This window comes from Peribacillus sp. TE19612, assembly GCF_056279465.1.
Genome location: NZ_JBWCCL010000001.1, coordinates 181,407 through 194,861, shown reverse-complemented (window position 1 = coordinate 194,861; position 13,455 = coordinate 181,407). Strand labels below are relative to the sequence as shown.

11 protein-coding genes are annotated in these 13,455 nt (G+C 36.3%); 7 read left to right on the top strand and 4 right to left on the bottom strand.

Going from position 1 to position 13,455, the window contains the following annotated elements; genetic code table 11:
- The first annotated feature begins 482 nt into the window (after nucleotides 1-482).
- Nucleotides 483-1,055: a spore protease YyaC gene (yyaC, locus tag ACZ9AO_RS00980; RefSeq protein ID WP_048677808.1), complete on the top strand. Its 573-nt coding sequence runs from the start codon at nucleotides 483-485 to the stop codon at nucleotides 1,053-1,055.
- Nucleotides 1,056-1,119: 64 nt separating this feature from the next.
- On the opposite strand, the gene ACZ9AO_RS00975 is transcribed toward yyaC, so the two are convergent.
- Both ACZ9AO_RS00975 and ACZ9AO_RS00970 read right to left on the bottom strand, forming a co-directional pair.
- On the bottom strand, nucleotides 1,120-2,430 hold the full coding sequence (locus ACZ9AO_RS00975) for a CitMHS family transporter (RefSeq protein WP_275725819.1): 1,311 nt from the start codon (nucleotides 2,428-2,430) through the stop codon (nucleotides 1,120-1,122).
- A 249-nt stretch (nucleotides 2,431-2,679) separates the two neighbouring features.
- Nucleotides 2,680-3,543 carry a LysR family transcriptional regulator gene (locus ACZ9AO_RS00970; RefSeq protein WP_476108223.1) on the bottom strand — a complete coding sequence of 288 codons (864 nt, stop codon included), beginning with the start codon at nucleotides 3,541-3,543 and terminating at the stop codon, nucleotides 2,680-2,682.
- A 149-nt stretch (nucleotides 3,544-3,692) separates the two neighbouring features.
- Here ACZ9AO_RS00970 and ACZ9AO_RS00965 point away from each other — a divergent pair, with 149 nt between their 5' ends.
- A complete protein-coding gene (locus ACZ9AO_RS00965) occupies nucleotides 3,693-4,820 on the top strand; it encodes a PrpF domain-containing protein (protein ID WP_476108222.1) in 1,128 nt (375 codons plus the stop codon).
- Between the two features lie 57 nt (nucleotides 4,821-4,877).
- A complete protein-coding gene (locus ACZ9AO_RS00960) occupies nucleotides 4,878-5,024 on the top strand; it encodes a hypothetical protein (RefSeq protein ID WP_251539109.1) in 147 nt (48 codons plus the stop codon).
- A 619-nt stretch (nucleotides 5,025-5,643) separates the two neighbouring features.
- Here the strand turns inward: ACZ9AO_RS00960 and tcuA are convergent.
- Nucleotides 5,644-7,155, bottom strand: a complete 1,512-nt coding sequence (tcuA, locus tag ACZ9AO_RS00955) for an FAD-dependent tricarballylate dehydrogenase TcuA (protein ID WP_476108221.1) — start codon at nucleotides 7,153-7,155, stop codon at nucleotides 5,644-5,646.
- 267 nt (nucleotides 7,156-7,422) lie between these two features.
- On the opposite strand from tcuA, the gene ACZ9AO_RS00950 reads away from it, so the two are divergent.
- From ACZ9AO_RS00950 to ACZ9AO_RS00940, 3 genes are all read left to right on the top strand, one after another.
- Nucleotides 7,423-8,283 (top strand): LysR family transcriptional regulator, encoded by an 861-nt coding sequence (locus tag ACZ9AO_RS00950; protein ID WP_048677798.1) that lies wholly within the window; start codon nucleotides 7,423-7,425, stop codon nucleotides 8,281-8,283.
- Between the two features lie 46 nt (nucleotides 8,284-8,329).
- Nucleotides 8,330-9,457, top strand: coding sequence for an AbrB family transcriptional regulator (locus ACZ9AO_RS00945; RefSeq protein WP_476108220.1), 1,128 nt, complete (start codon nucleotides 8,330-8,332; stop codon nucleotides 9,455-9,457).
- Nucleotides 9,458-9,870: 413 nt separating this feature from the next.
- Nucleotides 9,871-11,166 (top strand): CitMHS family transporter, encoded by a 1,296-nt coding sequence (locus ACZ9AO_RS00940; protein WP_476108219.1) that lies wholly within the window; start codon nucleotides 9,871-9,873, stop codon nucleotides 11,164-11,166.
- Nucleotides 11,167-11,783: 617 nt separating this feature from the next.
- Here ACZ9AO_RS00940 and ACZ9AO_RS00935 read toward each other — a convergent pair.
- Nucleotides 11,784-12,104, bottom strand: coding sequence for a hypothetical protein (locus ACZ9AO_RS00935; RefSeq protein WP_251539102.1), 321 nt, complete (start codon nucleotides 12,102-12,104; stop codon nucleotides 11,784-11,786).
- A 601-nt stretch (nucleotides 12,105-12,705) separates the two neighbouring features.
- Between ACZ9AO_RS00935 and ACZ9AO_RS00930 the strand changes: the two genes are divergently transcribed.
- The gene (locus ACZ9AO_RS00930; protein ID WP_251542215.1) at nucleotides 12,706-13,188 is read left to right on the top strand and encodes a DUF456 domain-containing protein; all 483 of its coding nucleotides are present in this window, start codon (nucleotides 12,706-12,708) and stop codon (nucleotides 13,186-13,188) included.
- Nucleotides 13,189-13,455: the final 267 nt, after the last annotated feature.

Genomic DNA, 13,455 nt, shown 5'->3' with positions numbered 1-13,455 from the left:
TTTATTCCTTCACATGAAAGATAAACCAAAAGTCACGGTTAATACGAAAACAAAGGAGGTTATAACGGCATTTATAACATGTAAAAGGCGGAAATTGATGGTATTAGTCAAAAATGGAGAAAAAACTAAGGATTTTGTCATAAAAAGACCGATGCAGAATATTAAAGCTTATTAATCGTTTGTAAATATAAGTGATACACTATGACAAACTAGTTAACCCGATTAATTCTACCCAAATCTTTTAAAATTTTTGAAGAGGTATCGGGTAAAAACATGCTATATAATTGATCTGGAAATATTCTAGTTGTAACCCCACTCCCACATACTCCCCAAATAAATTAAAGGGCATGTTTTGGATAACTGCCATTTTTTAGAGTGTTAAATGCTAATAATTTAAAAATCTCCATCAGTCACAAGCATATGCTCATATTTACATGCATGATATCTTTTTAATTCGTATAATAGAATGAAGGGAAATCAAAATGAGTCTAATTTACAAAAAGAGGGAGCAGATTTGTTCTGTGGAACCAAAAGGCGAAGAAATAAACAGTTTAGCATTAAAAGTCAAAGAGATTATTCAATCTTCAGGATGTCAAAACGAAGATGTAATCTTTCTGTGTATTGGTTCAGACCGATCAGTCGGGGATTCATTGGGCCCTTTAGTCGGGACCATGCTTAAAGAGCATACGGTGCCTTATCGTGTTTATGGTACCTTGGAAAACCCCGTTCATGCATTTAATTTAAAAGAGACGTTGAAAGAAATTAAAAAACAATTCAAAAAGCCTCTTATTTTTAGTGTGGATGCATGTTTAGGGGATCAAAACCAGGTCGGTTATGTTTTTTTGAAGGATGGACCTCTTGTCCCAGGGAAAGCTTTAAAAAAAGTATTACCTGAAGTGGGAGACTATCATATTATAGGAATGGTAAATTATATAGATCCGCTGCCAACGATGCAATTTTTAAATGATACTCGTCTATACACGGTTATGAATTTGGCGAATAAAATCGTAAAAATCATTACTCAAGCGACCGGCGAGACTTCTAAACCTTATTAAAAGAATGGGCTGTCCCAAAAACCACTAATAATAATTGGTTTTGGCACAGCCCTAAACGTTATACTTAAATAATAGCCCCTGTCAAGATAGCAACAATAATAAGGACTAATGAACAAATTAGAGCCCATTTAAATGCATACCGCTGTAGTTCCCCGATATCCGTCTTTACCATCCCTACCAGTAAAAGAGTCGAGGCCACGAGTGGACTTAAGAAATGTACAGGCTGCCCCAGTACGGAAGCTCTGGCAATTTCTAAAGGACTCACACCATAAGCTTCCCCTGCTTCGGCAAGAATTGGCAAAACACCAAAGTAGTAAGCATCATTTGATAAAACGAACGTAAATGGCATACTTGTGAACGCAACGACCATCGGTAAAAAAGAGCCTAAAGAATCCGGAATGATGGCCACTAAAGAATTTGCTATTGCGTCCACCATTTTCGTTCCGGAAAAGATCCCTGTGAAAATACCAGCCGCAAATACTAATGTGACAACGGTTATAGCGTTTCCTGCATGTGACCCGATTCGCTCTTTTTGCTGTTCTAAATTAGGGTAATTAATGATCGAGGCAAGAACAAACCCGATTAGAAACAACACAGGTACCGGTACTAAGCCCATTACAAGAACGACCATGACTGTGAGCGTCAACAAAAGATTGACCCAAATTAATTTAGGGCGCTTTAAATCGTCTTGTATGGCGGAAGCTACCGCTGCTTCAGCAAGAGCCCCTTTCATTTCAGGTGCAGATTTGATATAAACAACGCCAAGCCTTTTGCGCTCTTTTTTACCAAGTACATAAGCGGTAAAAAGAATAGCTGCTATTCCTGAGAATAGTGTTGGGATAATCGGGACAAAGAATTCATTTGCATCCAGACCTAGAGATGCTATTGCTCTGGTTGCAGGCCCTCCCCAAGGAGTCATACCACTCATAATACTGACAGCCAGCATAGAAATAGTGGCAAGAATAAGTGGATTCATACCAAGTCGTAAGTAAAGGGGCAGCATGGCGGAAATCGTAATCATATGAGTCGTGGTACCATCACCATCTAAGGCAACGGTCATTGCGATTACTGCTGTTCCTACCGCTATTTTAACCGGATCCCCTTTTACGATTTTCAACATGGTTTTAATAAGTGGATCAAATAACCCAGCGTCAATCAGAACTCCGAAAAACAAAATAGCGAACAATAGCAAAGCGGCTGAAGGTGCGACAACCTTTATTCCATCGAGCATCATATCTCCGAGCTCTGGACCAAATCCGCCAATTAATGCAAAGATAATTGGAATGACTACAAGAGAATTAACAGGTGATAACCGTTTAGACATGATTAAATAAGTAAAGACAACGACCATTGAAATTCCAAGTAACGTTAGAATATTAATCCCTCCTATTAAAGAAACCGCTTACAAACCAGATGAGAAGTTTGAATAACTAAAAAATATTACATATCTTCTGATTCCCTGTTGCTTTATTTTCTATTTTTAGAATAGTTCATATCATCAAATAAGTGAAATACATATTTTTTTTACTTTTTCGAAAAAAAAACTTATAATCCATTTTATATTAAATTAAGAAATCCAAAAAAGCACTATGAAATTTCCAATAATTTCATAGTGCTTTTTCCGTTACAGATTGGAATTTTTATTCAAGAAATCAATAAAGTTTTTCACAGTAGAGAGTTTTAATGAATCCTGGTTATACATTAACCATGTATTTCTTAACACCGGCTTCCCCTTTTTGTAGGATAACCCGTATGTATGCAAATTATCTGACGGCTGCAGGCATATTTCCGGCAGAATGGAAACACCAAGATCATTTTTGACCATCTCTTTGCACGTCTCCTGCCGATCCGTTTCCATAGTTACAAATGGTGGCTCTGGGAATCTATCATGCCACCAGCCATTTATTAAGTTTTTTAAAGAACTGTCGGTCTTATAATTTATGAATGGAAGTTCCGGCAAATTATCCAAGTCTACCTCTTTCTTAGAAATTAAACAAAGTCTTTCTTTATGCAGTAATGATTTGATTCCATACCATTCATAATTTCCACGCAGTATGCCTAATTGAACACTAGAGGAATCCAGAAGATGCATGATTTCTGTACTCCACCCTGTATTCACATTAAATTGTACATGAGGATATTGTGTTGAAAACTTTTTCAATATTTCTGGTAGTTTATATTGGGCAAAGTTGCTGGAAACGCCAAGCCTTAACGTTCCTCTTACCTCATTTTTCATATTCAGCATATAATCTTTCGTTTTTTGCAACTTTTTCACCATTTCTTCCGCATAGCCCGCTAAATGTATCCCCTCTGAAGTGAACTCAATGCCTCCTTTTATTTTGAAAAATAGGTTTGTGCTAAATTCTTTTTCTAAATTTTTAAGCCGGTACGTTAGCGCCGGCTGCGATATATATAAACGCTCTGCGGCACGGCTAATGTTTTTTTCTTCATATAGTACCCTTATCGCAATCCAATCTTTTTCGTCCACTTAACCATCTCCTAATTTTTGGATTATAAGTTTTTTTATCATTTTTATTTAAAAAATATGTATTTTACTTATGAATAAACATATCATACTATATTTTCAAAGGAACCGGTAGTGCTATAAATATTGATTTGAGAAAAGGTGGTTATACAATGAAAGTACCTGTAGTTGTAATGCGCGGCGGGACAAGTAAAGGTGTGTTCCTTAATTTTGAACATATGCCTTCGAATCCCTTACACTGGGAGGATTTCTTACTTGACGTGATGGGCAGTCCGGATCGAAGACAGATCGATGGTCTTGGAGGAGCGAATTCTTTGACAAGTAAAGCAGCGATCATCAAAAAATCAGAATCACCGGAATTCGATGTGGAATATACATTTGCTCAGGTCAGCATCGATAATCAAATGGTTGATTTTAAAGGAAATTGTGGAAATATTTCATCCGCTGTAGGACCTTACGCAATTGAGCAAGGATTAGTCCCTATACAAGAACCTGTTACAACGGTGAAAATTTTTAACGTGAATACACAAAAACTGATTATTGCAGAAGTAGAGGTTGAAAATGGACATGTGAAATCAGAAGGATGCTGCTCAATACCTGGGGTTCCTGGTAAAGGATCACCTATTTATCTTTCTTTTACTCGTGCAGAAGGAGCAGTTACAGGAAAACTTTTCCCTACAGGAAATCCGATTGACATGATTAAAACCAAGGATCGGCTAATTCAAGTTTCAATTATTGATGTTGCCAATCCACTCGTTTTTGTAAGGGCACAGGATATTGGTCTAAGCGGAACCGAATTACCCAATGATTATTCACAGGAAAAACTAATTGAACTGGAAGAAATCCGGTCAATTGCAGCTGAAATGTGTCAATTTTCCGATAAGAAATCAGCTACTGTCAAATCTCCTGCTGTACCTAAAATGACTCTAATTGCTCCTCCTATGGATTACGTCGATCTAAACGGATCTGAAAGAAAAGCGTCAGAGATGGATTTGATGATCCGAATGATGTCGATGCAAAAGCCCCATCAAGCGCTTGCTATTACAGGAGCCATCTGTGCAACAGCAGGGGCTTACTTACAGGAAACGGTTTTATCTGAGATGGTGAACATTAAACACCAAATTTTCAGATTAGCCCATCCTGCGGGGATAATGGAAACAAAGGTTGATTTTTTGGCAGGACACATACGTGCTATTAAAGTGGTACGCACAGCAAGAATCATTTTGGAGGGATACGTGTACACGAAAAAAAATTACGAGCATTCCTATCAATTAGCTTGATAGGAATGGATCAGCAAATTACAGCAAAAAATTTTCTATCACTTGGAGGCTTGTCAAATGTGGGTCATCACTATCTTTTTAAAGGAAAATATTAAAATATTTGAATTTAACACAGAAAAAGAAGCGAAAGAAATATTCAAAAATATGAAAGGCACTAAAATTCTTACCGAAATAGTTTACTTTAATGATCCTTGTTTTGTATAAGTGAGATTTCAAAAGAGCCGAAACTCTAATGTATTTCACCTAAACCATGTCTTCAAATTTAATGATAAACTAGGATTGAGAATATAAGTGAATTTCCCCAGATAAGCTAAACCCCCTATACAATTAGGGTACAGATACTGAAACCAGATTTTTATGGTTACCATATTATTTAAAAAAAGCTAATTACTATCTAACATCTTGTTTAGAGAAAAATACCAATTCACAAATCCTACCCTTTTTCATGCTGAATTTTAGAATCGAGCGGTAAACAGCAATAAGTCAGGACTGTATTCATACTCGTTGATGCCCATCTATCCATTCAAGCTGTTGCTGAACTCGAAAAGCTAGTAATGAAGAACCTTAATGTCTCGCCATCAAGACGATTAAAGCTATACAATCACTTCATCTGAAAAAGCTCCTAGATAAACTGGTACTAATTTTGATCCTTTTATATACCTATATGATATGAGTTTTAGTCAAAGTATAAAGACTTTAAATATGTTAAAATACGAAACAGCCAAGGACTTTTTAAGCCTTGGCTATTTTTCATTCTTCTACTTCACGTATCTCTATTATTTTTTGACACATTCTTATCCAATAAACCATTCAAGGAAAAGACTCAGTGATTATTGATCGTTTCAACCTTTTCTTGAGTATAGCGTGCTGCTGATGAACCAGCTAATTTTCCAAAGACTGCTCCAGACATTAACCCGGATCCACCAGGATAGTTTTCATAAAAAATCCCCCCAATCATTTCACCAGCCGCAAAGAGACCTTTTATCGGTTGTTCTTCTTTGTCTAACACATGACCCGTTGTATCTACATGCAAACCACCGAACGAGAAGGTAATTCCGCACGTTACAGGGAAAGCATAGAATGGACCTTGCTCAATTCGAAGTGCCCAGTTGGATTTAGGAGGGGTAATTCCTTTCGTTCCTTTTCCATCTTTCTCTGCGGGTCTATACTCGCCATCTTGTACCGCACTGTTATACTCTTCGATCGTTTTAAGAAATTGTGTTTGATTGACCGGCAGTAAACTAGCCAACTCTCCAAGCGTATCTGCTTTATAAAAAGTCGCTTCTTCAAGGTCATATTCTTTACGCAGCATAGGGCGTACCTGTGCATCATAAATTTGATATGCCACATGTCCAGGCTGTTTTAATACCTCACGGCCGTATTTGGCATAAGTGTAATTTCGCAAATCTGCTCCTTCATCAACAAACCGTTTTCCTTCATTATTAAGCATGACGCTGTATGGATAAGAATGCTTTTTAAAAATATCTCCCGGCTTCGTGAAGTCCCCTACTTTTGGCGCATTATAATCTGTCCCAATAGAATGACATCCAGACCACTGCCCAAATTTTTGAGCCCCTACTGCCATAGCCATGGAAATGCCGTCTCCTGTGTTGAACTCGGTTCCACGAACAATAGCCGCTTCCCATTCTTCACCAATATTTTCACTTCTCATTTTCTTATTGGCCTCAAAGCCGCCACAAGCCAAAATCACACCGGATGTCTGAACTGTTACCATTGTATGATCCTTCTCAACAACAACACCGGTTATTGTATTATGCTCTGATACGAGCTCCACAGCACGTGAATCGTACCAAACTTCGATGCCAATTTCTTCTGTCCGCGCAAAGAGCTGTCTCATTAAGCCAACGCCTTTATCCTCCGTTTTGATAGGCAGTCCTCCCCAGAAATTGCGCTTGCCAGCTTGTACGAATGATTGATTTTCATAATTCAATTCAAATTTTATTCCCTGATCACGCATCCACGCAATTGTTTCATATGATTTAGAAACCAGCTGTTTTGCTAACTCAGGATTACTTTGTCCACCTGTTACTCGCATTAGATCATTGTAATAATCGGTTTCCGTGTATTCAGGCATTACAATTAACTCGGATTCTTCATCTGTTAATTCAGGTATTATATTTCTGATTGCGTCTAAATTATTGTATGCAACACGAATGGCTCCATCCGTGAAGAAAGAGTTCCCTCCACGCTTTTCCACTGGTCCCCGTTCTAGTACAAGAACTCTAGCACCTCCCTCTTTTGCTGAGATTGCGGCACATAAAGCTGCGTTTCCTGCCCCTACTACAACTACATCATAATTTTGTGCATTTGACATTTTTACCCCTCCTGTTAAGTAGTGATAATCTTCATGTAAATAATAAGTGAAAATAATGAATAAAAATAATATTGTTTTTTTATTCATTGCCATAGAAAAATTTTATGAAAGAATGCTGGAAAGGCAAAACCATAGTGAGTCTATTGATTTACATAAAAAGATAGATTTCTTTTTTAATTAGCTGTATTATACTTTTAGAAATTAAATAAATTATCATTATTTATAATTACCCATAAATATTTTTTATGGTTAAAGGAGAAAAATTTTATGGATGAAAAAGACTGGCTTATATTAATTACTCTTTACGAAGAAAGAAATATAACAAAAGCAGCACAACGACTATTTATTTCTCAGCCAGCTTTATCCTATCGTATAAAACAGCTGGAAAAAGAATTCAAAACAAATTTAATCTCTAGAGGCAAAAGAGGTGTCGAGTTTACAGTTGAAGGGGAATACCTCGTTCAATACTCGAAAAATATGCGTAAGCAATTAGGAGCTGCAAAAGAACACATTTCAAATTTGGATAAAAAAGTAAAAGGAACTTTGCGATTGGGTGTATCTGGCTTGTTTGCCCGATATAAACTACCAGTATTATTAAAAGAATTTCTAACCCTATATCCAGAGGTTGAAATCAGTTTGAAAACTGGATGGAGTTCTCAAATTCATCAAATGCTTCAAAAAGAAGAAGCACACCTCGGGATCGTTAGAGGTCCTTACAAATGGCAGGAAAATAAAGTGTTATTTCAAGAAGAAAAGATTTGTATTGCCTCCAGTAAAAAAATTGAATTAAAAGAACTTCCTTTTCTTCCTAGAGTTAATTATCAGACAGACCAATCGTTAAGAAATACTATTGAAAACTGGTGGCAGGAAACATTTGCGTTACCACCTAAGATTTCAATGGAGGTAGATCGGATTGAAACATGTAAGGAACTGGTTCTTAATGGTTTAGGATATGCCATTTTACCAGAAATCTGTATTAAAGATGATGAACCACTGTATACTTTCCCCATTGTATTAAGCGATAATAGCTATTTGCTTAGAGAAACTTGGGTTTTTTATCGGGATGTGACTATGGATTTGGCACAAGTAAAAGCATTTATTGATTTTCTTAATGATTCTAAACAATGAAACAAGACGAAACGAAGTAAAACTAATTCAAAGGAAGAGAATTAATATGAAAAAGTGGGATTTAAATAATGCAAGCAAGACAATCCAATTTTCGGCTGCACTTCTAACTGCTTTTATTGGAGGCGGTCTTTTCTCTCTTATCAGGTTTCCAATCCCCTGGCTTCTTGGCCCAATGGCAGCCCTATTAATTGCATCACGTTTCAAAAACGTTAAATTGATTTGGCCCGTTTCGATGAGAAATACTGGATTAATTATTGTAGGTTATTCAATAGGCATCTCCTTTACCAAGAGCTCACTGTCTGATATGATTAGTCACCTTCCCTCAATGTTGATCCTTACAGCCTTAATTGTCCTTGTGTGTGCATGTTCTGCTTTTGTTATGTCAAAATATTCCGGCATTGACTATCCCACCTCCTTAACGAGTAGTATTCCTGGAGGTTTGTCACAAATCGTTGTGTTTGCAGAAGAAATGAAAGGTATTGATATTACTACCGTAACCTTTTTCCATGTTACAAGAGTGATAATGGTGGTTTTCTTAGTTCCCCTTTTAATTATCAGTCCCCTGTTTGCAGAGAATCGTACCAATGATTCATCCAAAATAATGGATAACGTTATTCCAGAGTGGAGTGATTTATTTCCTCTTATCTTTCTGTTCGCCCTTATTTGTTTTCTCGCAGCAAGAATAGGTAAAATATTCAAATTACCAGCTCCTTACTTTTTAGGACCAGTAATCGTTACTGCTGCAATAGGTCTTTTAGGTTTGCAGGGACCACCACTTCCTCTTTCACTTCTTGATATATCTCAATTTATGGTTGGCGGTTATATCGGTTTACTATTAAAACCGGAACAACTTGATAACAAAAGAAAAACCTTATTATTGGCTTTGATTAACGGATTAATCTTGATCTGCGCAACAATGTTTTTTAGTTTTCTACTGTCCCAGTATTATGATTTATCGCCTATTACGGGTTTTTTAAGTTTAGCCCCTGGTGGAATGGATCAAATGGGAATCATTGCACAAGAAGTAAATGCTGATGTATCTACTGTTACCAGCTATCAACTATTTCGGATGGCGTTTATTTATGCCGCAGTGCCTCCATTACTAAAATTGGTATTAAAATTAAGTTTAAGAAAAAAAGACAAGAACAGTAATGTAAAACTAAATGTTAAATAAAAAAGGGGGAAGCTTTGCTCAAGGAATGAAAAAAGTCTGATTTATAAAGAAAAGAAGGTTATCATGCAAAATATTTAGATGATGACCTTCTTTTTTGATCCTAAAAGTAGCATTAAACATAAAAAGAATTTCGTTATTGAATCATTTATCCTATGGCTTTATTTGCTCTCCTCCCCATTCTTTTTTAAAGAATAAATTATTTTGATACCAATACAAAAAAAATATGTATTTAACTTATTGTTCTCTCTGTATTACCTTTAATAAAGAAAAGCGCATAAGCATAGTGTAAAACTTATTAATCTACCAGTTAATTTTTCCGAAAAATCACAAAATTATTTCTAGTCACCCAGAGATCATTTGAAAGCGCATTCAAAGTATGGGAGGGGATTTAATAATCAATTTTAGGCATCTCCATGGTTACCGTCTTTACCTATTTAATTATGTCCAAACGTTTATCACCCATTGTTGCTTTAACTTTAGTTCCGATCGTTTTTGCTGTAGTTGGTGGTTTTGGAAGTAAAATTGGCACTATGATGATGGAAGGCATTAAGCTAGTCGCTCCTTCTGCAGCTCTATTATTATTCGCCATATTGTTTTTTGGCATTATGATCGACACGGGCTTATTTGACCCACTTATCAAAAAGTTATTAGAAGTTGTCAAGGGAGATCCTGTCAAAATTTCGATAGGTACCACAATTCTTGCATTACTCGTGGCCCTAGATGGAGACGGTACAACAACGTATATTATTACTGTTTCAGCTATGTATCCACTTTATAAACGAATCGGTATGAATCCATTGGTATTAGCTACAGTAGCCATGCTAGCTTTAAGTGTTATGAGTGGTATGACCCCCTGGGGTGGACCTGCTACCCGAGCAATAGCAGTATTGGGACTTGATGCATCCGAATTTTTTGTTCCACTTATTCCTACCATGATCGGCGGTGCTATTTGGGTTATTTTCGTGGCATTTATTTTAGGGAAAAAGGAACGTAAACGATTGGGTGTAATACACATAGAAGAGTTAAAAAATGAAATAGCTGCTACTGTAGAAAATGAAGCCACTGATGCATTACCTCATATTGACATTAAACGCCCTCGTTTTTTGTGGGTTAACTTATTAATTGTGGTAGGCATTATGGTCATTCTTATTATGGGATTGGTACCTTCCCCTATTTTATTTTTGGTCGGTTTCACTATTGCTTTAATGATTAACTACCCTAATCTGGAAATGCAAAAAAGACGTATCTTAGCACATTCTGGAAATGCTTTAATTGTTGTTCTACTAGTTTTTGCAGCTGGAGTATTTGCAGGAATTTTTTCCGGTACAAAAATGGTTGATGCTATTGCTAATGGACTGGTTGCGATAATACCAGCTTCATTAGGACAGTTTTTCCCTGTCATTGTTGGCATTACAAGTATGCCATTCACTTTCGTTTTATCGAATGATGCCTATTATTTTGGAGTTCTCCCTATTCTTGCAGAGGCAGCTTCAGCATATGGCATTAGTCCGTTAGAAATTGCCCGGGCTTCTATATTGGGGCAACCCGCTCATTTAATGAGTCCGCTTGTTGCTTCAACCATTCTATTAGTTGGCATGGTTGATAAAGACCTTGGAGAATATCAGAAATTTGCATACAAATGGGCCATCTTGACATCGTTAACCTTAACAGTATTAGCTATAATTAGTGGCGCTATTTCTTTTTTGTAAAGTATATAGGTCCTTGTCTACTTGTTTGCTAGTAAATATCCGCAGGACCCTTTCCAAAAACAACTACTAAGGACTTTTAATCAATTTATCATAAATGTGAGGAACAACAACTATTGAAAAAAAGACTCGGCGGCATATCATTAACAGATAATCACATGGTAATCTTATATCCCATTTGAAAGATAATGAAAAGAAGTTGAAATTAAGCTGGCTGATTACTACATGGAGGTTTTACATAATTTAATGGAGGAACTTTGGGATCGTACGAATGAATACCCAAACATTGAGCGTGAAAAAACAAAAAATCTTTTACAGCTACTCGATCAAGAATAACCAAAAGAATGAATTGGGAAGAAATACAATTCTTACTTTAATGTTATTACAAAAAATATATTCTTATTTTTGTTATGAAACTGCCTAAAGTAAAAAGCTGCCTTAAAGACAGCTTCAATCTTATTATTTGCTCTCAAATGATAACCAATTGTATTTTAACTACCGTAAATAACTGTTTCAAAAGCTAATAGCAGTTGTATTTCTTAGATGAAATCAACTGCTTTCGTTGTGTTTTTTTGTTCCCTATAGGGAAACCTCTAAAGGTTAAGGCTTTTATGCAATCATTATTTAATAAATCCATTGAGAAATTGATATAACTCTTCTAATTCACTTTCTTTTGCCACAATACAGTTAGGGTATTGTTTTATCTCTGCTACGCTGGATAATTTAAAATCATTCGGAGTCGGGAGGCCAGAAGCACAAATCATTAAAAAGTCAGCAAAGTGAATTAACCCAGTCACTGCTGACATTTTTATGGTCATTTGCCCCATTGCTCGCCCTGCAAATAAACCCTTCATTGCACTTTTTCCACCTGTTCTTTCTATTACTATTCTACTTTCGTCTATTACTACTTTTGTTCCTGATTTTAAATCAAAAGTTTTCAACTTCTCAACCTCCTACTTGTCCCTTAATATTACAACATCTTTATATGAAAATGGCTTATAAATGTCAATGAAAATAAGCTTCAACTAACCTGCCCAGTTTTTTGAATAAGAAAAAGGTTGCCGAAAAAAACCCTAGTTAAAGTGTTAATATAAAGATTCATCAACAAGTTCTTATTGGCAAATTGAGAAATATTTTTATCATAAACTTAATCCATTTATACACATTATACATCTAATGTTAATGAAAGCTGCATTCGTAAAGATTGTTGCAATAATAAGGAATCATTTTTTTGTAGTATGATATAGAAAGTTCTTCCAAGAAAGAAGCAACCGCTTGAAAATCTAATATTAATCCAACATCTATGAGGTGAATTTTTTGGTATAAAGTATATGGGAAGCAAGTAATGACATAATCATGATCTAAACGCCTCCCGTTAGACAAAATAAAGAAAGGCCCAAATATCAAGGATTTGAGCCTTTGGTAGTTGATGACCTGTGCGGGATTCGAATATACAAGAAAAGAATAAATGGTGTTTGTCCCTAAATAGAAATATAATTTAATAGATATATGAAAAAGTAAGTATGAAAAGGTGGAGTTTCATTGGATATTTTATGGTGGGGGTTAACGATCGTCTTATTTGCTTTAAGTTTTGTAGGAATTGTCTATCCTATTATTCCTTCGGTTGTTGCCATTTGGGGAGGATTTGCAGTTTATCAATTCCTGGTTAATCCTGATGAGTTATCGTTATGGTTCTGGATCAGTATGGTTGTGTTGAGCGGTGTATTAATCGCGGCAGACATTATCGCAAACAGTTATTTTGTTAAAAAGTATGGGGGGTCAAAAACATCCGAGACAATAGCAGCTATTGCCACGATTGTTGGTTCATTTATCTTTCCTCCTTTTGGAATAATTCTCGTACCATTTTTAGCAGTCCTCGTTTCGGAATTAATCATTCAAAAAGATATAATGAAGGCTGCTAAAGTTGGGTTTGCAACTATCATCGGTTTTTTAGGCGGCAGTTTAGCCAAAGTACTAATTCAATTATTGATGATTGTTTGGTTTATTTTAGCGGTAATCTTTTAATTATTTATAAACGGCCGCATAAGGAAAAAGCTGACTTTCAACAGTCAGCTTCAGACTGTTGACAAACTCGATGAAAATCGAGTTTGTCTATTTTTATGGCTTGTACAATTTGGACGTTGATTGGAACGTAGGGCACTCGCTTTCCGCGGGCGGTCGGGGAGCCTCCTCGGCTTTCGCCTGCGGGGTCTCCCCTAGACGCGCTTTTCCCGCAGGAGTCTCGTACCTTCCGTTCCAATCAACTTTGTCCTACCTTTTAGATAGAACACT

Coding starts and splice junctions, on each gene's coding strand:
- tcuA (WP_476108221.1), bottom strand. CDS start 7,155: ATGTCAAATGCACAAAATTATGATGTAGTTGTAGTAGGGGCAGGAAAC.
- ACZ9AO_RS00940 (WP_476108219.1), top strand. CDS start 9,871: ATGGTTACCGTCTTTACCTATTTAATTATGTCCAAACGTTTATCACCC.
- ACZ9AO_RS00960 (WP_251539109.1), top strand. CDS start 4,878: ATGTGGGTCATCACTATCTTTTTAAAGGAAAATATTAAAATATTTGAA.
- ACZ9AO_RS00950 (WP_048677798.1), top strand. CDS start 7,423: ATGGATGAAAAAGACTGGCTTATATTAATTACTCTTTACGAAGAAAGA.
- ACZ9AO_RS00945 (WP_476108220.1), top strand. CDS start 8,330: ATGAAAAAGTGGGATTTAAATAATGCAAGCAAGACAATCCAATTTTCG.
- ACZ9AO_RS00965 (WP_476108222.1), top strand. CDS start 3,693: ATGAAAGTACCTGTAGTTGTAATGCGCGGCGGGACAAGTAAAGGTGTG.
- yyaC (WP_048677808.1), top strand. CDS start 483: ATGAGTCTAATTTACAAAAAGAGGGAGCAGATTTGTTCTGTGGAACCA.